Here is a 22,104-nt window from a genome sequence, read left to right as displayed (position 1 = left end):
GAAGACCCGGCGTCCGGCCTCCTGGGGACCGGGGCGGCTACAGCAGCGCGAGCTGGAGCCCGCCCGTCACGGAAAGGTGCTGGCCGGTGACCCAGCGGGAGTCCGGGGAGGCGAGGAAGGCGACCACGTCCGCGACCTCCTCCGGAGTGCCGACGCGGTCGAAGACCGAGCGGGAGGCGGCGTGCGCGCGGGCCGCCGGATCCGCGAGCCAGGCGGCGTTCAGGTCGGTCTCGGTGATCCCCGGGCCCACCGAGTTCACCGTGATGTTCCGCGGCGCCAGCTCGGCGGCCAGCGAGACCGTCAGCGCGTTCACCGCGCCCTTGGCGGCGATCGTGGCGAGGATCGCCGGCAGGGCGATGCCGGGGGTGCCGGTCACGTTCACGATCCGGCCGCCGTCCCGCAGCCGTGCGAGGCCGTGCTTGATCACGAAGAACGGCGCCTTCGCGTTGAGCGCGTGCACCCGGTCGTACGTCTCCTCGTCCGTCTCGGCAATGCCGGCGAAGGTGGCCGCGCCCGCGTTGTTCACCAGGATGTCGACCCCCTCGGTGGCCAGCGGATGGGCCGCGTACGCCGCCCAGAGCGCCTCCGCGTCACCCGGGACGCCGAGCTCCGCGCCCACCGCGAAGGCGCGGCCCCCGGCCGCCTCCACGGCGCCCACGACCTCCTCGGCCGCCGCGCGGTTCTTCCCGTAGGCGACCGCGACCAGCGCCCCGTCCCGCGCCAGGCGCTCCGCCACGGCCCGTCCGATGCCCCGGCTGCCGCCCGTGACCAGTGCCGTCTTCCCCTTGAGCACGCCCATGGCGCACCCCCCTTTCAATAGTGGTCGCTACAGAAAGGGACCGTACCAGATTCCGTAGCGCCCGCTATAGAATGACCCCATGGTGACCGGACAGCGCGGCAGGCCCCGCTCCTTCGACCGCGACGCGGCCCTCGGCAAGGCGATGCTGGCCTTCTGGGAGCACGGGTACGAGGCCACGTCCATCTCCGAGCTGACCGCCTCGCTCGGCATCGGCGCGCCGAGCCTCTACGCCGCGTTCGGCGACAAGCGCAAGCTCTTCGACGAGGTCGTGGTGGTCTACGGCGACCGGTACGCGGAGTTCGCGGCCGTGGCGCTGGCCGAGGAGCCCACCGCCCGCGCGGCCGTGGGGCGGGTCCTGCGCGAGGCGGCCGAGATCTACACCGACCCGGCCCACCCGCCGGGCTGCATGGTGATCAGCGCGGCCGTCAACACCACCTCGGAGGAGGTGGCGGAGGCGCTGCGGGTGCGGCGCGAGGCCAATCTGGTGGCGTTCGAGAGCCGGATCCGGGCCGATGTCGCCGCGGGCGTGCTGCCGGCCGGTACGGACACGTGGGCGCTGGCCCGCCATGCCATGGCCGTGCTCGTGGGAATGTCCCAGCAGTCGCGCGACGGCGCGGGCCGTAAGGAGCTGGAGGCGGTGGCGGGGCTCGCGATGCGGGGCTGGCCGGAGCAGACCGGCCGTCCGGGGCGGGAGTGACTCTCCGGGCCGCGGCGGTCCTCTGGGCCACGGTGCCGAACGGGACCCTCGGCCCGCCCGGCACCGTAGCCCGGAGTACTCACGGCCGACGGGTGTGCGGTGCCCGTCAGCCGGTGGGAGGTGACGCGCGGTCAGGGCAGAGCGCGCGGCTTACCTCGATCCGTCCTCCTGTGCGGGGAGGGCGGAAGCATTGATGCAATTGTGGACTAGACCAATCTGTTCTGTCCATCCAATGACGCAACCCGGGTTACCGTCACTTCCTCCAAGCCTACGCGGAACAGGGGCCTCCTGGATACTCCGGAGTATCGCGCTGCGGAAAGTCGTGGCCCGTACCCGGGGTACGCTCGCCACGTGCCCTCCATGAACGACCTCGTACGCCAGCACACCGCTCTCAGTGAAACCGACCTGGAGTGGCTCCACCTGCTGGTCTCGGAGTGGCAGCTGCTCTCCGACCTCTCCTTCGCCGACCTCGTGCTGTGGGTTCCCACCCTCGACGGCAGCCGTTACGTCTCGGTCGCGCAGATGCGCCCGAACACCGGCCCCACCTCCTACCAGGACGACATGGTCGGCCACCTGGTCCCGCGCGGCCGCCGCCCGCTGCTCGACGCCGCGCTCGACGAGGGCCGCATCGTGCGCGAGGGGGACCCGGAGTGGCGCGAGGAGGTGCCGGTCCGCGTCGAGTCGATCCCCGTGCGCCGCGAGGGCCGGGTGCTCGGAGTGATCGCGCGCAACACCAACCTGCTCACTGTGCGTACACCCAGCCGGCTGGAGCTCACCTACCTCCAGTCCGCCTCGGACCTGGCCCAGATGATCGCGGCCGGCTCCTTCCCCTTCCCCGGCCAGCAGGTGGACATGGACGCCTCCCCGCGCGTCGGGGACGGCCTGATCCGGCTCGACGCCGAGGGCGTGGTGACGTACGCGTCCCCCAACGCGCTCTCCGCCTACCACCGGCTCGGCCTCGCCTCCGACCTGGTCGGCCAGCACCTGGGCTCCATCACCTCCGAACTCGCCCCCTCCCGCGGTCCGGTGGACGAGGCGCTGGTCAAACTCGCCAGCGGCTGGGCCCCGCGCGAGACCGAGGCCGAGGGCAGCGGCGGGGTCATCCAACTGCGCGCCATCCCGCTCAAGCCCAAGGGGACCCGCATCGGCTCCCTCGTCCTGTGCCGCGACGTCACGGAACTGCGCCGTCGCGAACGTGAATTGATCACCAAGGACGCGACCATCCGGGAGATCCACCACCGGGTCAAGAACAACCTGCAGACCGTGGCGGCGCTCTTGCGCCTACAGGCCCGTCGAATGGATTCGCCGCAGGGGCGCGAGGCGCTGAACGAAGCCGTCCGACGGGTCGGTTCGATCGCGATCGTGCACGAGACGCTGTCTCAGAACCTGGACGAGCGGGTCGAGTTCGACGAGATCGCCGACCGCGTGATCGCGATGGTCGCCGAGATCTCCCCGGGCAAGGTCGCCTGCCGGCGCACCGGCCGCTTCGGAATCCTGGACGCGGAGGTCGCCACTCCGCTGTCGATGGTGCTGACGGAGATCCTCCAGAACGCCCTGGAACACGCCTTCACCCAGGGGGAGGGCGGCACCGTGGAGGTGTCCGCGTCCCGCTCGGGCACCGGCCGCGGCGATGCCCGGCTGCTGATCTCGGTGGTCGACGACGGGTGCGGTCTGCCCGAGGGGTTCGACCCGCAGCGGGCCGGCAACCTCGGGCTGCAGATCGTACGGACTCTGGTGGAGGGCGAACTCGGCGGCACCTTCGACATGGTCGCCTCCGAGCCGCGCGGCACCAGGGTCGTCCTCGACATACCGGCGAGCCCGCAGAAATAGGGCGGCGCGGTCACTCAACGTGACGTCTGGGGGTCCGGACAGCACTGAACCCCGTACCGAATGGTTTTCGGTACGGGGTTCAAGAGCACGTTGCTGAGCGCTGATATGGGGTACTACGCGCTGCGGCTCGAGGCTCGAAAGTCGAAATCAGGCGCTGGCGTTGCGCGCCCGGTTGCGAGCGGCGCGGCGCTTCATTGCGCGGCGCTCGTCCTCGCTGAGACCGCCCCAGACACCGGAGTCCTGACCGGACTCGAGCGCCCACTGCAGGCACTGCTCCATGACGGGGCAACGGCGGCAGACGGCCTTGGCTTCCTCGATCTGCAGCAGCGCAGGACCGGTGTTGCCGATGGGGAAGAAGAGTTCCGGGTCTTCCTCACGACAAACGGCGTTGTGACGCCAGTCCATGGCTGCTCCATCTCCTTGTATTGCGGGCAGGTTGCTTGTGAATGTGAACGCTTTCACGAATCCCTTCGCGACGGAAGGGAGACCGCCCAGTTTGGGGAAAAACTCGCCCTGGGTTGCCGGAGATTCGTGGAGGGGTTCTGGCGGTCTGTATGGGTGCCGGATTCTGCGGGCTGTCCCGATCGCCATGTAGAGATTCGCAAACCTCGGACGGGGATACAACCCCTTCCGGAAAGTTTTTTTTGATTCGTCGGTGTCTACTAGGTCACAGCCCTACTTCGTGGGGGTGGACCGGCGTGTAAACGTTCGAGTGAAAGGACTTTGGGCCCTTCCACTCACACAATCACACGCAGTGCACGGCGTACGCCTGTGAACCGAACGCTGGTGCGCAGACCGAGGTGGTCTCCGTCCATCTGGAACGGAAGGGGGACCTTCGAATGCAAGGTGAAGTCCGTCAGATCGTGCAGAGACACCGCGTGCTTGCCGTGCGGACCGCGCTCAGGAGTCGAGGTCAGGAGCTGTGTCGCGTAGCGAGCGACCGCCGGAGTTGACAAACGGTCCAGTGCCAATACGTCAAGTGCGGTATCGAACGACGCTTCGGGAGAGGCGTAGAGCGGCCGGTTGCCCAGATATGTCCAGGGTGACGTGTTGCACACTATCGACAGCACCAGGTCCGTCACCGGATCCGCGCCGGGCCGCTCCAGCGTCATGGCGCCGTGCCGGCGGTTGGGCTCTTCCCAGAACTGGCGCATCAGCTGTCGTACATAGAGGGCGTGCGTCGAACGCTTGCCCCGTTCGCGCTGCTGTTCGACCCGGCCCACCACGCCCGCGTCGAAGCCGAAGCCCGCGCAGAAGGTGAACCAGCGCGCCGGAACCGACTCGTCCTCGGTGCCCGGCGTACCGGCCGCGAGCCCCAGGCCGACCGTCCGCTCGCGCCGCTCCCGCAGCGCGTCGAGCAGGGCGCCGGTCGCCTCCACCGCGTCGTTGGGCAGGCCGAGCGCGCGGGCGAAGACATTGGTGGAGCCGCCGGGCACCACCGCGAGACCGGGCAGCCGGTCCGGATCGGGGCCCTCGTGCAGCAGCCCGTTGACCACTTCGTTGACGGTGCCGTCACCGCCCAGCGCCACCACCAGGTCGATACCGGTCTCGGCGGCCCTGCGGCCCAGGTCCCGGGCGTGCCCGCGGTACTCGGTGGTGATCGCCTCCAGCTTCATCTCGCTGGCCAGGGCGTGGGTCAGGACGTCACGCGTGCGCGCACTGGTGGTCGTCGCTGCTGGGTTGGCCACGAGAAGTGCACGCATGGTCGCCAGCCTACCGACCCGTAGGGACGCCGCCCATACTGCCCGTCCCCTACGGGGTCCGGGGCGCGCGGATACCCTGCTGGGGTGAGTACGAAGCCCACCCCCACCGAGTCCGCCGTCCCCGCCCCGCTGCCCCGTCGGCTGACCGCGGCCGCCGCGCTCACCGCGCTGGAGGGACTGGCACTGGCCTGCCTCGGCATCCGGATGCTGTACGTGGGCATCGCCGGTGCCCACGACTCCGCCTGGCAGGCCGAAACCGGCGGGATCACGGTGCTCGTGCTCGCCGCGCTGCCGCTGATCGCGGCGCGCGGACTGCACCTGGGCCGCCGGTGGAGCCGCGGCCCGGCCCTGATCACCCAGCTGATGGCGCTGCCGGTGGCCTGGACCCTGTGGACCACGGGCGGCGCGATGGCCGTCGCCGCGGTGTCCCTGGCCCTGGCCGCGGTGGCCGTCGTGGCGCTCCTGGTGAATCCGACGGCCACGCAGGCACTGGGCATCGGGCCCGCGGAACAGGCCCGATAGCCCGTACGGGCCCCTCTCCCCTCTCCTACTCCTCGACCAGGAGCTTCTCGCGGAGCTGGGCCAGGGTGCGGGCCAGCAGACGGGAGACGTGCATCTGGGAGATGCCGACCTCCTGCGCGATCTGCGACTGGGTCATGTTGCCGAAGAACCGCAGCAGCAGGATCCGCTTCTCCCGCGGCGGCAGCCCCTCCAGCAGCGGCTTGAGGGACTCGCGGTACTCGACGCCCTCCAGCGCCTCGTCCTCCGAGCCCAGGGTGTCCGCGACCGCCGGCGACTCGTCGTCGGTGTCCGGGACGTCCAGCGAGAGCGTGCTGTAGGCATTGGCCGATTCCAGCCCCTCCAGCACCTCCTCCTCGGAGATCCCCAGCCGCTCGGCCAGTTCGTGCACCGTGGGGGAGCGGCCGTGCTGCTGGGACAGTTCCGCCGTCGCCGTGGTCAGCGAGAGCCGCAGCTCCTGAAGGCGCCGCGGGACCCGTACCGCCCAGCCCTTGTCGCGGAAATGCCGTTTGATCTCGCCGACCACGGTGGGCGTGGCGTACGTGGAGAACTCGACCCCGCGGTCCGGGTCGAAGCGGTCCACCGACTTGATCAGGCCGATGGTGGCGACCTGGGTCAGGTCGTCCAGCGGCTCACCGCGGTTGCGGAAGCGCCGGGCCAGGTGTTCCACCAGCGGCAGGTGCATCCGTACGAGCCGGTTGCGCAGCTCCGCCTTCTCCGGCGAGCCGTCGGGCAGCGCCCGGAGCTCGATGAACAGGGCCCGCGCGCCACTTCGGTCGCGCGGATCCGGAAGCGGCGCCGGCGCGGTGAACACCGGGGCCGGCAGGACCCCGGGGGTGTCCACTGCTGGTGCGTCCGCCGCCGGTGGGGTGTCCGCGGCCGGGGCCACCGGGGCCGTGGCAGCGGCCCCCGGTGGCTGGACCGGCAGTGTTTGGTCGTGCTGGTTCTCGCTCACAGGGCCCGCCCGTCGCTCCGCCGAGTCCAAAAAGCCGTTTTCCGCATCCGTGTCAGCCGGGTGCGGCCGGGCGTGCTGCTGCTCCGGAATGCCGCCGTCGACCTCGTGTCGTGCCCGGGGCCGATCCCCGCCCCGCACCGGGACCTCCCCGCCGCTCACGCCGGGCCTGGTCCCGCGCCGCGCTGTTTGTAGAGGCTGATGCTCACCGTCTTGTTCTCCTCGACCGTGGCCTCGACCTTCCCGGCCAGTGCCGAGAGGACCGTCCACGCGAACGTGTCGCGCTCCGGGGCCCGGCCGTCGGTGGTCGGGGCGGACACGGTCACCTCCAGCGAATCCTCCACCAAACGGAAGACGCAGCTGAGGACGGAGCCGGGCACGGCCTGCTGGAGCAGGATCGCGCAGGCCTCGTCCACCGCGATGCGGAGGTCCTCGATCTCGTCGAGAGTGAAGTCCAAACGTGCCGCGAGGCCGGCCGTGGCCGTCCGCAGCACGGACAGGTAGGCACCCGCAGCGGGCAGCCGGACTTCCACGAAGTCCTGGGTCCCGGGCTCGCCTGCGATCTGGGACACCCTCACCTCCAAGGTGGTACGAGCTCTGTTCGCCGGTGACGCTATCGCGATCCGGGCGATCGTGTCGCGGTACCCCTGACGGAGCGCGCGGACCCCGTCGAACATAGCTGGCCGAAGGGCCGTGCCTGCGACCAGTGACTGATGGTAAGCCCATGGGGACGCACAGTGGCTAGGGGTCTGCGGGCCCAAATCAGGGGAACCGGCGGAGGGTTGATCTACCCCGCCTCACACGATCGAACCGTCGACAAAACACCAACGCCAGGTCTCGCCCGGTTCGAAGCTGCGCATCACCGGATGACCGGTCTCCCGGTGGTGCGCCGTGGCGTGCCGGTGGGGCGAGGAGTCGCAGCAGGCGACGTGTCCGCACCACAGGCACATGCGCAACTGGACGGGGTGACTGCCGAGCGCCAGACATTCGGGGCAGGTCTGGGCAAGCGGGGCGGGCTCGGGGCGCGGCAGTTCGGGAACGTGGGTGCACTCGCTCATGATGGCCAGCGTACTGAGGTACGGGCGCCCGGGGACGACACGACCAAGCGAGGATGATCTTCGATGGAGGTATTGCCGCTGGTGGCCCTGGTCGCCGGCTGTGCGGTCGTCGCGGGCCTGGCCCGCCGCACCCCGGTGCCGGCGCCACTGCTGCTGGTCGCCGCCGGGCTGGCCGCGGCCTACGTGCCGGGCGTGCCGGCGTACGGCCTGGACCCGCACATCGTGCTGCCGCTGCTGCTCCCGCCGCTGCTGTACACGGCCGCGGTCGACAGCTCGTACCTGGACCTGCGGGCGAACCTGCGGCCGGTGGCACTGCTCTCGGTGGGCTACGTGCTCTTCGCGACCCTCGTCGTCGGGTACGTGGCGTACCTGGTGGTGCCCGCTCTCTCGCTGCCGGTGGCGCTGGTGCTGGGGGCGGTCATCGCCCCGCCCGACGCGGTGGCGGCGACCGCCATCGCCCGCAAGCTCGGGCTGCCGAACCGCATCACGACCATCCTGCAGGGTGAGTCCCTCGTCAACGACGCGACCGCGATCACCGCGTACAAGGTCGCGCTGGCGGCGGCGGTCGGGGCGAGCTCCGGCTGGGCGGGCGGGATCGCGGAGTTCCTGCTGGCCTCGGTGGGCGGGGTCGGGGTCGGCCTGCTGCTGATGGTCCCGATCCACGTGCTGCGCAGGCGGCTGCGGGACTCGCTGCTGCAGAACACGCTGTCGCTGCTGATCCCGTTCGTGGCCTACGCGGCGGCCGAACGGGTGCACGCTTCGGGTGTCCTCGCGGTCGTGGTGGTCGCGCTGTACCTGGGGCACCGCAACTGGCAGGTCGACTTCGCGACCCGGCTCCAGGAGGAGGCGGTCTGGAAGGTGGTCGCCTTCATCCTCGAATCGGTGGTCTTCGCGCTGATCGGGCTCCAGCTGCCGGTGGTGCTGAAGGGGCTGGGGGAGTACGAGGGCGTGGCCGCGGCGGGCTACGCGCTGGTCGTGTTCGCCGTCGTGGTGGCGGCCCGCTTCGCATGGGTGTTCCCGGCGACCTTCCTGCCGCGGCTCGCCGCGCGGATCCGCGACCGGGAGCCGGAGACGAACTGGAAGGCGCCGGTCATCGTGGGCTGGGCCGGGATGCGGGGGGTGGTCTCGCTGGCGATCGCCTTCTCCGTGCCGGTCGGCGTGCCGCACCGGAACCTGATCCTGTTCCTGACCTTCACCACCGTGATCGGCACGCTGGTGGTGCAGGGCCTGACGCTGCCGCCGCTGATCCGGCTCCTCAAGCTGCCCGCCCGGGACCTGCACGCGGAGACCCTGGCGGAGGCCCAGGCCCAGAGCGAGGCCTCGCGGGCGGCGGAGGACCTGCTCACGGAGCTGCTGGCCTCCCCGGCGAACGCCCTCCCGCCCCCGCTCGCGGACCGGCTGCGGACGGTGCTGGAGCGCAGGCGCAACGCGGTCTGGGAGCGGCTCGGCGAGGTCAACGCGGTGACCGGCGAGTCCGCGGACGACGTCTACCGCCGCCTGGCGGGGGAGATGATCGCGGCGGAACGCGAGGTCTTCGTCTCCCTGCGCGACGCCCGCCGCATCGACGACGAAATGCTCCGCGCCCTGCTGCGCCGCCTGGACCTGGAGGAAGCGGCGGCCTACCGGGAGGAAACGGCGTAGCGGGGGCGGCGGGGCCGCCGGGCTACGGGCGGCCCGTGACCACCGCCGTCAGGGTGGTGCCCCGGGGGAAGGCTCCGGCGCCGGTCAGGTCGAGCAGGGCCCACAGGAGCTTCGCCACGTAGATCCGCTCCACCGGCAGGCCGTGGCGGGACCCGAAGTCCGCCGCGAAGGCCGCCAGCTCGCGGGGGACCCGGGCGTAGCCGCCGTGGGCGTAGCCCTCGGCCAGGGACCAGTCGCCCGCGGGCCCGCCGAAGGCCGCCGCCTGGAGGGAACGTATCTCCGCCTCCAGGAAGCCGCCGCCGACCACGGGTACGCCCACCGCCCGCTGGTCCGGGGCCAGTCCCGCCGCCAGCCCGGCCAGCGTGCCCCCGGTGCCGCAGGCCACCGCGACCACGTCGCAGCCGCCGCGAAGCTCGCGCCCCAGCTCGGCGCAGCCGTGCAGCGCGAGCGCGTTGCTGCCGCCCTCCGGGACCACGTACGCGTCCCCCGCACCGGCCCGCGCCGGCAGTTCCGTCTTGTCCCGGTAGGCCGACCGGGTCACGAAGTGCAGCCGCATGCCGTCCGCCGCGCACCGGGCCAGCGACTCGTTCAGCGGCTGCCCCGCGAGCTCGTCCCCCCGGACGATCCCGACGGTCTCCAGCCCCAGCAGCCGGCCGGCCGCGGCGGTGGCCCGCAGGTGGTTCGAGTACGCCCCGCCGAAGGTCACGAGCCCCGGGTACCCACCCGCGAGGGCGGCCCGCAGATTCGGCGCGAGCTTGCGCCACTTGTTCCCGGGAAGCTCCGGGTGCACCAGGTCGTCCCGCTTCAGCAGCAGCCGCACGCCGTGCCGATCGAACCGCTCGTCGCGGACCTCCTGGAGCGGCGAGGGCGGCCGGGGCCGCAGGACCGGATCGGGGTCGGAGTCGGGGTCGGGGTCGGAGTCGGGGTCGGGGTCGGCTGGACGTTCCACCTGCCCATTGTGTGCCGCGCCCGCCGGCGCCACGTTCCGGGGGTGCCGTCGGGTCGAGGCCTACTTCAGGCGTTCCTCGACGCGGGTGCGCATCGAGTCCATCGTGAAGCCCTTCGGGTCGATCTTGCCCGGTTGCCATTCGAGGTGGCCGATGACCGAGCGGGAGGTCCAGCCGTGGACCCGGCACAGGGCGGCCGAGGCGCGGGCCATCGCGTCGAGCTGGGCCGGCGGCCAGGGGTCTTCACCGTCGCCGAGGTTCTCGCACTCGAAGCCGTAGAAGTGGCGGTTGCCGTCGGTGTCGGCCTGGCGGTCCGGGGGGAGGCGCTTCTCCGCCACGACCGCCGCCAGGACGTCCGAGTCGCCCGCGCCCGCGTGGTTGGCGCGGCCGTAGCCGACCAGGTGGACCCGCCCGTCCTTGGTGATCACGCCGTGGCAGAGGGGGCCGGGCAGGGCCGCGTCGCCGTCGCGGCAGAGCTGGACGGTGTACGCGGTCCCCTGCGTGACGGTGTGGTGGATCATCACCCCGTTCACCGGGCCCCAGGGCCCCTTGTGGTTGCGGTTGTGGGTGCGCCAGGCGCCCACCTCGACGACCGTCAGGCCCTCGGCCCGCAGGGCCCCGATGAACCGGTCCGCGGACATGGGTGCGGACATGGCCGCCTCCTTCACGTTGGGTGACTGGTTGATTACCAAACGTGTAGTGGAGGTGGCCATTCCGCCGCAAGGGCGCAGGGGGAGCAGGGCGGGGCGCAGGGGGTTACGCCGAGGCGAGCCACAGGTCGGGGCCGAAGACCTCGTAGTGGATGTCGGCGGGGGTGATGCCCTTGGTGATGAGTTGTTCGCGTGCGGCGCGCATGAAGGGGAGGGGGCCGCAGAGGTAGGCGTGGGTGCCGGGGGCGACGGGGATGTCCGTCAGGTCCAGGCGGCCCTCCCGGTCGCCGGGTTCGGTGTTGGTTTCGTACCAGAAGTGGGCGGTGGCGTCGGGGAGTTTGTGGGTGAGGGCGCGGTGGTCGGTGCGCAGGGGGTGGTCGGCGGGGGAGCGGTCGGCGTGCAGGACGGTGACGGGGGCGGTGTGTGCGGTGTCGGCGAGGTGTTCCAGCATGGAGAGGATGGGGGTGCAGCCGATGCCGGCGGAGGCGAGGATGAGGGGCGCGGTGGTGTCCTGGAGGGTCAGGTCGCCGTAGGGGGTGGAGACGTTGAGGGTGTCGCCGGTGCGGACTTCGGTGTGGAGGTGGTTGGAGACTTCGCCGTCGGGGCCGGTGGCGGCGGGGCCGTGGACGCGTTTGACGGTGATGGAGCGGATGGGGGAGCCGGGGGCGCTGGAGAGGCTGTACTGGCGGATCTGGCGGGCGCCGTCGGGGAGTTCGACCTGGACGGAGACGTACTGGCCGGGCTTGAAGGCGGGCATGGGGGAGCCGTCGGCGGGGGTGAGGTGGAAGGTGGTGCAGTCCGCGGTCTCCTCCACGCGGGCGGCGACCGTCCAGGGGCGCCAGACGTCTGCGGCCGTGACCTGCTGCTCGGCGTAGAGGCGTTCCTCGATGGTGGTGAGGGCGCCCGCCATCAGCCAGTAGACCTCGTCCCAGGCTTCGGCGACCTCGGGGGTGAGGGCGTCGCCGAGGATCTCCGCGATGGCTTCGAAGAGGTACTTGTGGACGATCGGGTACTGCTCGCGGGTGACGCCGAGGGAGGCGTGTTTGTGGGCGATGCGGCCCAGCATCACGTCGGGGCGGGTGTCGGGGTGCGTGACCAGGTGGGTCGCGAAGGCGGCGATGGAGCCGGCGAGGGCCTGCTTCTGCAGGCCGGCGTTCTGGTTGCCGCGGTTGAACAGGTCCCGGATCAGCTCGGGGTGGGCCGTGAACAGCTTCCCGTAGAAGAGCTCCGTGATGTCACCGATCGCCGCGCCCACGGCGGGCAGGGTGGCTCGAACGGTCGCGGTCGACTTCTCGGAAAGCATCGGGGGGACTCCTCGCGTAGGGGTGGCTCGTAAAACTGGCATGTGAGATACATGTTTTTAATGACGGGCGTGCAGGGGTCCGCCGCGGTGCGGACTTCTGTTCGAAGGCCCCGTCCGGATCAGGCTATGCGGGCCGGCCGCCGGTGCGAACCGGCCATCCGGCCCCCGTCGTCAGGGTCTTCCGGCCCCCGGTGACCCGCCCGAAATGCCCAGCAGGAGCGGCCCGGTCGGCGCTGCGACCAGGTCGTTCACCGTCAGGGGGTCGAGCGAGGCGAAGAAGGCCTCCTGGGCCCGGCGCAGCGCCCCGCGCAGGACGCACGCGCCGCGCAGCGGGCACGGGACGGCGCCGTCGCAGTCCACGACGTCACCGGCGCCCTCCAGCTCGCGGATCAGTCCGCCCACCGAGGCGCCGCGCCCGGCGGCGGTCAGGGTGAGCCCGCCCCCGCGTCCGCGGCGGGCCTCGACCAGGCCGAGATGCTGCAGCTTGGCGACCACTTTGGCGGTGTGCGTGTACGGGACCTCCATGGTCGCCGCCACGTCGCGCGTGGTGGGGAGGTCCGTCTCCTCGACGGCTAGGCGCATCAGGACGCGCAGCGCCAGGTCGGTGAATCGGGTCAGCCGCATGGGTCCACCGTAGAAAACTTGCATGTTCCGTGCAAATTTAAAGACCCGGCGTGGCGCCTCGTGGCTGAAAGAGGTGGGGTTCGGGTCACGTCCTGAGAAAGGAGTGACTCTGAAGGGTGCCCACTCACGGACGGAGTAGTCCCACCCTTTTGTGTAATGGTCTCACCACGCTCCGTACTGGAAGGCTTCCATCCCGCAGATTCATGGAGTGATCGAAGGGGAAGCACATGTCGGTCCAGGCAGGTTCCGGATCCGAGACCCAGGCACCGCAGCGCAGTCTGGGGACTTCGGCCGCGCGGAACTTGGCAACCACGACCAAGTCCGCGCCGCAGATGCAGGAGATCACCTCGCGGTGGCTCCTGAAGATGCTCCCGTGGGTGTCCGTCCAGGGCGGTACGTACCGGGTCAACCGGCGGCTCAGCTACTCGGTCGGCGACGGACGCGTGGAGTTCATCAAGACCGGCACGCAGGTGCAGGTGATCCCGGCGGAGCTGGGTGAGCTCCCGCTGCTGCGCGACTACGACGACATCGAGGTCCTGACCGAACTCGCCGCCCGCTGCCACCAGGTCGACTTCGAAGCGGGCCAGGAGCTCACCTCCTTCGGCAACCCCGCCGACAAGGTGTTCCTGCTCGCCCACGGGCGCATCGACCAGATCGGCACCGGCCCGTACGGTGACGACGCCGTCCTGCAGACCGTCGCGGACGGTGCCTACTTCGGCGAGGACTCCCTCGTCAACGAGGAGGCCATCTGGGAGTACACCGCCCGCGCCGCCACCGCCGGCACCGCACTCGTCCTCTCCCGCCAGGACTTCCAGATCCTCGCCGACCGGGTCGAATCGCTGCGGGCCCACGTGAACTCCCTACGGGACCTGCCCGAGCAGCACACCAACAAGTACGGCGAGGCGGCGATCGAGCTCTCCGCCGGCCACCAGGGCGAGGCCGTACTGCCGGGCACCTTCGTGGACTACGAGGCCCGCCCGCGCGAGTACGAACTCTCCATCGCGCAAACGGTTCTGCGCGTCCACACCCGCGTCGCCGACCTGTACAACCAGCCGATGAACCAGACCGAGCAGCAGTTGCGGCTCACGGTCGAGGCGCTGCGCGAGCGCCAGGAGCACGAGATGCTCAACAACCGCGACTTCGGGCTCCTGCACAACGCCGACTACGACCAGCGCATCCAGCCCCACGACGGCGCGCCCAGCCCCGACGACATGGACCAGCTGCTGAGCATGCGGCGCGGTTCCAAGTTCTTCCTCGCGCACCCCAAGGCCATCGCCGCCTTCGGCCGCGAGTGCAACAAGCGCGGGCTGTACCCGGAGTCGGTCGAGATCGGCGGGCACCGCGTGCCGTCCTGGCGCGGGGTCCCGATGTTCCCGTCCAACAAGATCCCGATCAGTGACGCCCGTACGACCTCCATCCTCTGCATGCGCACCGGCGAGGACGAGTCGGGCGTGATCGGCCTGCACCAGCCCGGGATCCCCGACGAGATCGAGCCGAGCACCTCGGTGCGGTTCATGGGGATCAGCGAGCAGGCGATCATCTCGTACCTGGTCACCGCCTACTTCTCCGCCGCCGTACTGGTGCCGGACGCGCTCGGTGTCCTGGAGAACGTCGAGATCGCCCGCTGGCGCTGAGCCGGTCGTACCAGAGCACCGGGCACGGGACAGGACAGGACGGGACGGACGGACACGCCATGTCGACCACTGAGGCGATCACCACCAGCGAGGGGCAGGAGGCCGCGGCCCTGCTGGAACGGACAAGAGAAACGGTCAACCCGGAACTGCGCCGGACCGTCGAGAGCCTGCCCGGCTCGATGCGGCGCGTGGCGATGTACCACTTCGGATGGGAGCAGGAGGACGGCAGCCCGGCGGCGGGCAGCACCGGGAAGGCCATCCGGCCCGCCCTGGTGCTCGCCGCCGCACAGGCCCTGCGGGGGAACGGCGCGACGGGGGACGCCGTACGGCCGGCGGTGGCCGTGGAGCTGGCGCACAACTTCACGCTGCTGCACGACGACGTCATCGACAAGGACGTGCGCAGGCGCGGACGGCCCACGGCCTGGACGGTCTTCGGGATACCGGACGCGATCATCACCGGCGACGCCATGATGGCGCTCGCGCTGCGGCTGCTCGCCGAGGACCCGCACCCGGCCTCGGCGGCGGCCTCGGCCCGGCTCGCGGCCTGCATCGTCGAGCTGTGCGCGGGCCAGCAGGCGGACTGCGCCTTCGAGCAGCGGCCGTACGTCCCGCTCGACGAGTGCCTGACCATGGCCACGGCCAAGACCGGGGCCCTGCTGGGCTGCGCGTGCGCGCTCGGTGCGCTGTACGCGGGGGCCGGCCCGGACGAGGTGGACGCCATGGACGCCTTCGGGCGGGAGGCCGGGCTGGCCTTCCAGCTCATCGACGACCTGATCGGCATCTGGGGGGACCCCGGCCACACCGGGAAGCCCGCCGGGGCCGATCTGCTCGCCCGCAAGAAGTCCCTCCCGGTCGTGGCCGCCCTCACCTCGGGCACCGCGGCGGGGAAGGAGCTGGCCGAGCTGTACGCGGGCCCCATGACCGGGGACGACGTGCGCAGGGCGGCCGCCGCGGTGGAGCGGGCCGGCGGGCGGGACTGGGCGCAGGCCCATGCCGCCGACCGGATGGGGCGGGCGGTCCAGCAGCTGGCGCGGGCCGTTCCGGACCTCGGGGCGGCGGGCGGGCTGCTGGCGCTGGCGGAGTTCGTGACGCGCCGGACGATGTGACCCCGTAGCGCGGGGTGCGCAAGGCCTGTTCCGGCATCGGCATGGTGCCGGAACGGGCCTTTCCGCCGTAGTGGCCCAACTCTAGGATCGCTCGGGGTTGTTGACGACCGAGCGAAGGGTGTGACCAGTGGGACTGGAGATACGTCAGGCGGACCAGTCGGACCGGGACGCGGTGGCGCGGCTGCTCGACGAGGCCTTCCGTACGGATCCGGTGAGCAGCTGGGTCTTCCCGGATCCGGGGCACCGGGCCGCGGTGCACGGGAAGTTCCTGGGCGTCTTCGTGGACGTCGCCCTGGCCGAGGGCCGGATCGACTACGCGGTGGACGGCTCGGCGGCGGCGCTGTGGCTGCGGATCCCGGCGGGCGAGCCGGAGGGCGAGGACGAGGTCCCGGCGAAGATGCGGGCCGTCGCCGACCCCGACAACGAGCGGTGCGAGCTGGTGGGCCGGCTCACGGGTGAGGTGCACCCGACGGCGGAGGAGCACGAGTACCTGCTGATGATCGCGGTCGCCCCGGGCCGGCAGGGCGAGGGGCTGGGCACCGAGCTGATCCGGCCGGTGCTGGAGCGGTGTGACCGCGAGGGGGTGCCGGCGTACCTGGAGGCGAGCAGCGAGCGGAGCAAGGGGCTGTACGAGCGGCTGGGCTGGGAGTTCACGGGCGAGGCGGTGCGGCTGCCGGACGGGCCGCTGATGTGGCCGATGTGGCGCAAGGCGCGGTGATCCTTCGGCGTCGGTGATCCCCCGGAAGGCCCGTGATCCTTGCCGTGCCGATGTCGCGCGCAGGCTTCGGGGTGCGCCCCCTGGAACCCACCGGGGTCAAGGCCCTCGGCGGCGGTCAGGTCGTCACCTCGTACGCCGTCACGTGCTGACCCCGCCGAAGCGGCGAAACCGGCCTACCGTGGAGGTATGGCCGGTGAACAGCGGGAACGACGCGAGCAAGCGACGGTCGCCCCGCGGGCCGGGCACGAGCAGCGCTCGTGCCCGGCCTGCGGGAGCCCCGTCGACACGATGGTCGGACGGCGCAAGTCCCTGGGGATCTTCGTTCCGGAGTGGACTGCGGGTCCCTGCCGGAACCCGGAGTGCCCGGAGGGCGTCCCCCGGGAGGCCTAGCCCTTCGCGTCCAGCCCCGACGCGACGAGGCCGTTGGCCCACAGCTGGTTCACGCGCGCCCGCTCGGCGGAGTTCGGGTTGGTGTTCTGGCAGGAGGTGCCGGGGCCGCCGCCCGACATCAGCTCGCTGCACGGACCCGAGTAGTGGTCCGGCAGGCCCAGCACGTGGCCGGTCTCGTGCGCCGTCACGCGGGTGGAGTTGTACTGCTGGTTCTGCTGGTAGTCGAGGAAGATGTAGCCGCGGCCGTGGCCGTCCGTGCTCGCGTAGGAACCGCGCGAGTCGCTGCCCTCGTAGTACGAGAAGTTCCCGCCCGAGGACACCTCCTGCAGTTTGACGCTGGTCACCGAGCTGTTCCAGATCTGTGTGGAGCGGGATATCTGGCTGCGGAAGCTCGGCGCGTTGCGGGTGTTGTACGTGACGGTCACGGCGGCCAGGCCCGGGTTGGCGGCGCGCTGCTCGGCGACCGAGCGCTGTACGGCCTCGAAGAAGGCGCGGTTGGCGGCCTGGTTCTCCTGCGAGCGCTCGTACGCGGCGTACGTGCCCGGGTTGCCGGCGGCGGGCGCGGCGGAGGCGCTCGTGCCGGGGACGACGGCGCCGAGAACGGCGGCGACGCCGAGGCCGAAGGCGGACAGGGTGGTGGTCCTGCGGGAGTGACGCATGTGGGGAACTCCTGCTCGTCCGGTGCGGTGGGGGGGGATCGTTCGGTACCGGAGTCTGCGGGAGCGGGAGCGGCCGGCGGATGATGTCAGGACCCGATAACGCCGGGCTATCGGGGGGTTTTCGGAAGGCCGACTCCCGTGAGAATGGCGGGATTCGATGGGATACCTGTTACTGGTGTGTTCAGCTCGGCCCGGCCTACCCTCTGGGGCATGGAGCTTGAGGTCAGGCACCTGCGCGCCCTGTGCGCCATCGCCGACGCCGGAAGCCTGCACAAGGCGGCCCGGCAGCTCGGCGTGAGCCAGCCCTCGCTCACGACCCAGCTGCGGCGCATCGAACGCGCCCTGGACGGGGAGCTGTTCCTGCGCGAACGGACCGGATGTCGACCGACTCCTTTCGGCCGCACGGTGCTCGGCCGGGCGCGCCCGCTCCTGGCCGAGATGGCCGCCCTCGTCGCGGAGGCGCGGGCGCTGTCCCACGGGCCCCGGCTGCGGATCGGCTCGACGGCCAGCCGCGCCCTGCCCGGCTGGCTGCGGCGGCTGCACCGGCGGCTGCCCGACACGGAGACGGACCTGGTGGTCGACGTCTCCGCCAACGCGCTGCTGCGGATGACGGCTTCGGGCCAGCTCGACGTGGCGTTCGTGCACGAGGTGGAGGGCAGTCCGCTGCGGGTGCCGGCCGGTCTGGAGTTACGCGTGCTGATGGAGCGGGAGCCGCAGTTCGTGTCCATGTCCCGGGACCATCCGGCGGCGGCGCGGCCCGTGGTCGAGCTGCGGGACCTGGCCGCCGACCGGTGGACCGTGGACCCCTCGGTGGACGGCGAATGGGACGGCCTGCGCAGGGTGTTCGCGGTCGCCGGGCTGGACCCGCCCCTGCTGCACGCCGATTACCACACGGCGACCTCGCTGATCGTCTCCGGTGAGGCCGTCGCCCCCTGTCAGCCCACCTCCGGGCCGCGCGAGGACATGGCCATCAGGCCGCTCTCGGGGGACCCGCTCGCCGTACGCCTCCTCCTCGCGACCCGGCCGTCGACGCACGCGCGGTCCCACGAGGGGCTGTACGAGGACCTCCGCGCGGCCTACCGCGAAGCGGCGCTGCGGACCCCGCCGTACCGGGCCTGGCTGCACCGCCACGCGAGCCCGCTGCTGGCGGCGTAGCTCCGGCTCCGGCCGGACGGCCTACTCGCCCCGGCGGGCCCGGTCGTAGGCCAGGGCGGCCGCGCCGTGGGCCACCAGGAGGGTGCCGGCGGCCAGCCAGCCCGGGCTGCGGCGGCGGGCCGCCCACAGCATCAGGGGGGCTCCGGCCGCCAGTTGGGCCGCGCCCGCGAGGCGCGCCTTGGGGCCCCGGAGCCATGGGCCCAGGGGGCTGTCCTCGACCACCGCGAGCTCCGCCCGCACCGTGTCGCGCCAGCCCGACCACTCCACCGGCTCCGCCCCCGGCGCGACCCGGGCCGCCTCCCGCAGCCGGTCGGCCGGTTCACCCGGGGTCAGGCCGGAGGGCAGCGCCAGGCCCGCGCGGGCCAGCAGTGCGACGACGCCGAGCAGCCGGGAGTCCCCGTCCGCCGCTTCGTCGGGGCGGGTGAGGCGTTCCAGTTCCTCCAGGTCCAGTACGGGGTCCAGCCCGAGCCGCGCCGCCAGCACCCGCATGGCAGCGGGGTCCGGCCCGCCGTGCGGTCGGCCCGCCGCGTCCCACTCGTAGGCGGCCGAGCGGCGGAAACCCGAGGAGAGGACGAAGCCGGTCCGGCCGTCCTCCCACCACAGGCTCAGCACCGGCCAGTTGGAGCTCAGCGCGACCGCAGAGCCCCATCCCGCCAGGACTTCGGCCACGGTTTCCCCGTGCCTCAGCCAGGGCTTGGCCTCGGGTACCAGCACGCTCCACTCACCGGCCGGGGCCAGCAGCAGGCGTTCGCGCAGGATGTGCGCGGCGGGGCGGGCGTCGGCGGGCCCGGCGTGGCAGAGCAGCAGTCCGCCCGCCGTGGTCTGGGAGATCGGCATGCCCACACGCTAAGCCAAATCGTCCCAAACGGAGGATTTGGGATCTTCCTAACGCCCTTGACTTCCCACAACCGCGATATATCGTGTTCTGAGAAGACGCGATATGTTGCGTGCACGTACGCCGAGGAGGGTCAGCACCATGGCAGAGGCAGCGCAGAAGACGTGGTCGGTCGCCGGACCGCAGAAGCTCACCTTCGAGGAGCCGGTGACCGAGGTCCGCGTGCGCGTGGCCGGCGGCACGGTCAATGTCGTCGCCGCCGACGACGGCCCGGCCCGCCTCGAGGTGTCCGAGGTCGACGGACCGCCCCTGCACGTGGTGCAGGAGGGCGGCACCCTCACGGTCTCCTACGAGGACCTTCCCTGGAACGGCTCCCAGGGGTTCAAGAAGTGGTTCGAGGGCAAGCCCTGGAAGGCCTGGTCCGCCTCCGACTCCGGCCGCAAGGCATGGGAGCGCAGCGCGAGCGTGACCCTCACCGTCCCCGCCGCCACCCACGTGCAGCTGGCCAGCGTCAGCGCCGCCGTCTTCGTCTCCGGCATCGGCGGCGGCACCGACATCCACGGGGTCTCCGGCGACGCCACGCTCGTCGGCCTCTCCGGCAGGGTCAAGGCGCACACGGTCTCCGGCGCCGTCGAGGCCCAGTCCGTGACCGGGGAGCTCGGCTTCCACTCCGTTTCCGGCGGCCTGACGGTGGTCGACGGCGCGGTCGGCAACGTCCGGGCCGACTCCGTCAGCGGCGACATGCTCATCGACCTGGCCCTGGACGAGCGGCCCGAGCCGCGCCCGGTCGACATCTTCCTCAACTCCGTCTCCGGGCAGGTAGCCATCCGCCTCCCGCACCCGGCCGATGCCCGCGTCGAGGCCAACACCGCCACCGGCGGCGTCTCCAACGCCTTCGAGGACCTGCGGGTCTCGGGCCAGCTGGGCGCGAAGCGGATCACCGGCACCCTGGGCGCCGGCACCGGTACGCTGCGCGCCACCACCGTCTCGGGGTCCATCGCGCTGCTGCGCCGCCCGGCCGCGGACCCGGCAGCCGCCCCTGCCGCCCCCCTCGCGCTCGACAAGAAGGTGCTCTGACATGCCGCCCGTCTTCGCCCACGGCCGCCTCCGGCTCTACCTCCTCAAGCTGCTCGACGAGGCCCCGCGCCACGGGTACGAGGTGATCCGGCTGCTGGAGGAGCGTTTCCAGGGGCTGTACGCGCCCTCCGCGGGCACCGTCTACCCCCGCCTCGCCAAGCTGGAGAGCGAGGGCCTGGTCACGTACGCGACCGAAGGCGGGCGCAAGGTGTACTCGATCACCGAGGCGGGCCGCGCCGAACTGGCCGACCGCGGCGGCGAACTGGCCGACCTGGAGCTGGAGATCCGCGACTCGGTCTCCGAGCTGGCCGCCGAGATCCGCGCCGACGTGAGCGGCGCTGCGGGTGATCTGCGGCGCGAACTGCGGGCCGCGGCCAGTGCGTCGGCCACGCAGGTGGAGGACGAGGGCTGGAAGGCCGCCAAGGAGGAGCTCCGCAAGGCCAAGGCCGAGTGGAAGGAACAGGCGCGCCGGGCGAAGGACGAGAGCCGCCGGGCCCGTGAAGAGGCCCAGCAGGCGCGCCGCCAGGCCAAGGAGGCGCAGGAGCGGGCCCGCGAGGAGGTCCAGCGGATCGCCGGGCAGCTCCAGGAGCAGTTCGCGAAGTCCGGCGGAGTCCTGGGCAGCCTGGCCGGGGCCTGGCTCGGCGGCTCCACCGCGACCCCGTCCTCCGCCTCCGCCCCCTCCGCCCCGTCGTCCGACGCGGCTCCGGCGCCCGATCCGGACTGGGCGCGGGACGTGCCCGCGACGGGCGACCCGGCCCGTGATCTGGACCGGCTGCTGGACCGCTTCCGTGACGACATCCGCGACGCGGCCCGCGACCGGGGCGTCACCGCGGCCCAGCTGTCGCAGGCCCGTGCGCACCTGGCGGCCGCGGCCTCCCGCATCGCCACGGACCTCGACCCCCGGGGCTAGGCCGTACGGCCGTATGTACGTACGGCCTCCGGGTACGTACGGGCATCCGGCCGGGCACGCCGCAGAACCCCCACGCCCTTCGCGCGGGGGTTCGGTGTTTCTCAGGCGGCGGCGGCCAGGGCCGCCTCGGCCGCGGCGTAGGTCACCCCGTGCTCGGCGAGGACCTCGGCGGGCGTGCCGGGGCGGGAGAGGAGGGCCAGGAGGAGGTGGAGGGTGGAGATGTGGCGGTCCTTGCGGCCCACCGCGATGCGCAGGGACTGTTCCAGGACCTTCTTCGCGCCCGGGGTGAAGCGGGTGCGGCCGGCACGGCGGCCGGGGGAGGGGGCCGGGGCCGCCATGGCGCCCTCGCCGTGGGTCTCCTCGATGCGGGAGACGATCTCCGTGAGGTCGATGCCGAGGTCCGCGAGGGCCTCCTCGTCCGCCTTGGACATGCCTCCCCGGCGGCGGGCCGTCTCCAGACCGGCGGCGATCGCGCTCCGGTCCACGCCCAGGGGGTCGAGGACGCCCAGCGCGAGCAGAGCGAGGAGCAGGTGCTCCTCGGTTACCACCGCGGCCCCGGCTCGCTGGGACTCGGCGACCGCGCCGGACACGGTGGAGCGGGCGTCCCGGGTGAAGCGTTCGAACATCAGAGCCTCCCGTGCTTCTTGTGTACGGCCTGCCGGCTGACGCCCAGCTCGGCCGCGATGTCCTGCCAGGACCAGCCCTGCGCGCGGGCGCCGCGTACCTGCACGGCCTCCAGCTGCTCCAGCAGCCGCCGGAGGGCGGCCACGGCACGCAGCCCCACGCGCGGGTCCCGGTCACCGGCCCGCTCGGCGAGATCGGTAGCTTCCGTCATGGGTGTCAATATAGGTTGACGCCCGGGAGGTTGTCAACTGTGGTTGACGGTTGACGGTCGGT

The 22,104-nt window shown here is 72.0% G+C and carries 24 protein-coding genes; 10 read left to right on the top strand and 14 right to left on the bottom strand.

Annotated elements, in window-relative coordinates; genetic code table 11:
* Positions 1 to 37: 37 nt before the first annotated feature.
* Positions 38 to 799: an SDR family oxidoreductase gene (locus OG904_RS08590; protein WP_405488972.1), complete on the bottom strand. Its 762-nt coding sequence runs from the start codon at positions 797 to 799 to the stop codon at positions 38 to 40.
* Positions 800 to 878: 79 nt separating this feature from the next.
* Here OG904_RS08590 and OG904_RS08585 point away from each other — a divergent pair, with 79 nt between their 5' ends.
* Both OG904_RS08585 and OG904_RS08580 read left to right on the top strand, forming a co-directional pair.
* Positions 879 to 1,496 (top strand): TetR/AcrR family transcriptional regulator, encoded by a 618-nt coding sequence (locus tag OG904_RS08585; RefSeq protein WP_405488970.1) that lies wholly within the window; start codon positions 879 to 881, stop codon positions 1,494 to 1,496.
* A gap of 360 nt (positions 1,497 to 1,856) precedes the next feature.
* Entirely contained in the window at positions 1,857 to 3,326 is a 1,470-nt protein-coding gene (locus OG904_RS08580; protein ID WP_405497875.1) for a sensor histidine kinase, read from the top strand.
* A gap of 147 nt (positions 3,327 to 3,473) precedes the next feature.
* Here the strand turns inward: OG904_RS08580 and OG904_RS08575 are convergent, their stop codons facing one another.
* The gene (locus tag OG904_RS08575; protein WP_003953983.1) at positions 3,474 to 3,731 is read right to left on the bottom strand and encodes a WhiB family transcriptional regulator; all 258 of its coding nucleotides are present in this window, start codon (positions 3,729 to 3,731) and stop codon (positions 3,474 to 3,476) included.
* A gap of 332 nt (positions 3,732 to 4,063) precedes the next feature.
* Positions 4,064 to 5,029 (bottom strand): diacylglycerol/lipid kinase family protein, encoded by a 966-nt coding sequence (locus OG904_RS08570; RefSeq protein WP_405488968.1) that lies wholly within the window; start codon positions 5,027 to 5,029, stop codon positions 4,064 to 4,066.
* Between the two features lie 84 nt (positions 5,030 to 5,113).
* Here OG904_RS08570 and OG904_RS08565 point away from each other — a divergent pair, with 84 nt between their 5' ends.
* Positions 5,114 to 5,551, top strand: coding sequence for a hypothetical protein (locus OG904_RS08565; protein WP_405488967.1), 438 nt, complete (start codon positions 5,114 to 5,116; stop codon positions 5,549 to 5,551).
* Positions 5,552 to 5,576: 25 nt separating this feature from the next.
* Here the strand turns inward: OG904_RS08565 and OG904_RS08560 are convergent, their stop codons facing one another.
* The 3 genes from OG904_RS08560 to OG904_RS08550 all read right to left on the bottom strand — a co-directional run bounded on the left by OG904_RS08560 (position 5,577) and on the right by OG904_RS08550 (position 7,558).
* Positions 5,577 to 6,662 carry an RNA polymerase sigma factor SigF gene (locus OG904_RS08560; RefSeq protein ID WP_405488965.1) on the bottom strand — a complete coding sequence of 362 codons (1,086 nt, stop codon included), beginning with the start codon at positions 6,660 to 6,662 and terminating at the stop codon, positions 5,577 to 5,579.
* Positions 6,659 to 7,072, bottom strand: coding sequence for an anti-sigma regulatory factor (locus tag OG904_RS08555; protein ID WP_405488963.1), 414 nt, complete (start codon positions 7,070 to 7,072; stop codon positions 6,659 to 6,661). Before OG904_RS08555 ends, OG904_RS08560 begins: the two co-directional genes overlap by 4 nt.
* Positions 7,073 to 7,297: 225 nt before the next feature.
* Positions 7,298 to 7,558, bottom strand: coding sequence for a UBP-type zinc finger domain-containing protein (locus tag OG904_RS08550; RefSeq protein WP_405488961.1), 261 nt, complete (start codon positions 7,556 to 7,558; stop codon positions 7,298 to 7,300).
* Positions 7,559 to 7,621: 63 nt separating this feature from the next.
* Between OG904_RS08550 and OG904_RS08545 the strand changes: the two genes are divergently transcribed.
* Positions 7,622 to 9,199, top strand: coding sequence for a Na+/H+ antiporter (locus OG904_RS08545; protein WP_405488959.1), 1,578 nt, complete (start codon positions 7,622 to 7,624; stop codon positions 9,197 to 9,199).
* A gap of 22 nt (positions 9,200 to 9,221) precedes the next feature.
* Here the strand turns inward: OG904_RS08545 and OG904_RS08540 are convergent, their stop codons facing one another.
* The 4 genes from OG904_RS08540 to OG904_RS08525 form a co-directional block, all read right to left on the bottom strand.
* The gene (locus tag OG904_RS08540) at positions 9,222 to 10,148 is read right to left on the bottom strand and encodes a 1-aminocyclopropane-1-carboxylate deaminase/D-cysteine desulfhydrase (protein WP_405488957.1); all 927 of its coding nucleotides are present in this window, start codon (positions 10,146 to 10,148) and stop codon (positions 9,222 to 9,224) included.
* Positions 10,149 to 10,208: 60 nt separating this feature from the next.
* Positions 10,209 to 10,799 (bottom strand): N-acetylmuramoyl-L-alanine amidase, encoded by a 591-nt coding sequence (locus tag OG904_RS08535; RefSeq protein WP_405488955.1) that lies wholly within the window; start codon positions 10,797 to 10,799, stop codon positions 10,209 to 10,211.
* A gap of 103 nt (positions 10,800 to 10,902) precedes the next feature.
* The gene (locus OG904_RS08530; protein WP_405488953.1) at positions 10,903 to 12,099 is read right to left on the bottom strand and encodes a globin domain-containing protein; all 1,197 of its coding nucleotides are present in this window, start codon (positions 12,097 to 12,099) and stop codon (positions 10,903 to 10,905) included.
* Positions 12,100 to 12,270: 171 nt separating this feature from the next.
* On the bottom strand, positions 12,271 to 12,723 hold the full coding sequence (locus OG904_RS08525) for an RrF2 family transcriptional regulator (RefSeq protein WP_405488951.1): 453 nt from the start codon (positions 12,721 to 12,723) through the stop codon (positions 12,271 to 12,273).
* Positions 12,724 to 12,950: 227 nt separating this feature from the next.
* On the opposite strand from OG904_RS08525, the gene OG904_RS08520 reads away from it, so the two are divergent.
* The 3 genes from OG904_RS08520 to OG904_RS08510 all read left to right on the top strand — a co-directional run bounded on the left by OG904_RS08520 (position 12,951) and on the right by OG904_RS08510 (position 16,181).
* Positions 12,951 to 14,357 (top strand): family 2B encapsulin nanocompartment shell protein, encoded by a 1,407-nt coding sequence (locus OG904_RS08520; RefSeq protein ID WP_405488949.1) that lies wholly within the window; start codon positions 12,951 to 12,953, stop codon positions 14,355 to 14,357.
* A gap of 59 nt (positions 14,358 to 14,416) precedes the next feature.
* A complete protein-coding gene (locus OG904_RS08515) occupies positions 14,417 to 15,463 on the top strand; it encodes a family 2 encapsulin nanocompartment cargo protein polyprenyl transferase (RefSeq protein WP_405488947.1) in 1,047 nt (348 codons plus the stop codon).
* 127 nt (positions 15,464 to 15,590) lie between these two features.
* Positions 15,591 to 16,181 (top strand): GNAT family N-acetyltransferase, encoded by a 591-nt coding sequence (locus tag OG904_RS08510; protein WP_405488945.1) that lies wholly within the window; start codon positions 15,591 to 15,593, stop codon positions 16,179 to 16,181.
* Positions 16,182 to 16,567: 386 nt separating this feature from the next.
* Here the strand turns inward: OG904_RS08510 and snpA are convergent, their stop codons facing one another.
* Positions 16,568 to 17,230: a snapalysin gene (snpA, locus tag OG904_RS08505; RefSeq protein WP_405488943.1), complete on the bottom strand. Its 663-nt coding sequence runs from the start codon at positions 17,228 to 17,230 to the stop codon at positions 16,568 to 16,570.
* 210 nt (positions 17,231 to 17,440) lie between these two features.
* Between snpA and OG904_RS08500 the strand changes: the two genes are divergently transcribed.
* Positions 17,441 to 18,385: a LysR family transcriptional regulator gene (locus OG904_RS08500; protein ID WP_405488941.1), complete on the top strand. Its 945-nt coding sequence runs from the start codon at positions 17,441 to 17,443 to the stop codon at positions 18,383 to 18,385.
* 21 nt (positions 18,386 to 18,406) lie between these two features.
* Here OG904_RS08500 and OG904_RS08495 read toward each other — a convergent pair whose 3' ends face one another.
* Positions 18,407 to 19,216 (bottom strand): hypothetical protein, encoded by an 810-nt coding sequence (locus tag OG904_RS08495; RefSeq protein ID WP_405497873.1) that lies wholly within the window; start codon positions 19,214 to 19,216, stop codon positions 18,407 to 18,409.
* Between the two features lie 145 nt (positions 19,217 to 19,361).
* Here OG904_RS08495 and OG904_RS08490 point away from each other — a divergent pair, with 145 nt between their 5' ends.
* Positions 19,362 to 20,297, top strand: a complete 936-nt coding sequence (locus OG904_RS08490) for a DUF4097 family beta strand repeat-containing protein (protein WP_405488939.1) — start codon at positions 19,362 to 19,364, stop codon at positions 20,295 to 20,297.
* A 1-nt stretch (position 20,298) separates the two neighbouring features.
* Positions 20,299 to 21,207: a helix-turn-helix transcriptional regulator gene (locus tag OG904_RS08485; protein WP_405488937.1), complete on the top strand. Its 909-nt coding sequence runs from the start codon at positions 20,299 to 20,301 to the stop codon at positions 21,205 to 21,207.
* 101 nt (positions 21,208 to 21,308) lie between these two features.
* Here OG904_RS08485 and OG904_RS08480 read toward each other — a convergent pair whose 3' ends face one another.
* Both OG904_RS08480 and OG904_RS08475 read right to left on the bottom strand, forming a co-directional pair.
* Positions 21,309 to 21,833 carry a Clp protease N-terminal domain-containing protein gene (locus OG904_RS08480; protein ID WP_405488935.1) on the bottom strand — a complete coding sequence of 175 codons (525 nt, stop codon included), beginning with the start codon at positions 21,831 to 21,833 and terminating at the stop codon, positions 21,309 to 21,311.
* Entirely contained in the window at positions 21,833 to 22,042 is a 210-nt protein-coding gene (locus OG904_RS08475; RefSeq protein WP_267752007.1) for a helix-turn-helix domain-containing protein, read from the bottom strand. The genes OG904_RS08480 and OG904_RS08475 overlap by 1 nt, the downstream gene beginning before the upstream one ends.
* Between the last annotated feature and the right edge of the window lie 62 nt (positions 22,043 to 22,104).

Origin of the sequence: Streptomyces sp. NBC_00096 (genome assembly GCF_045041305.1) — a bacterium.
Lineage (GTDB): Bacteria > Actinomycetota > Actinomycetes > Streptomycetales > Streptomycetaceae > Streptomyces.
Note: the sequence above shows the minus strand (reverse complement) of the source record. Positions and strands in the feature narration are given on the sequence as shown.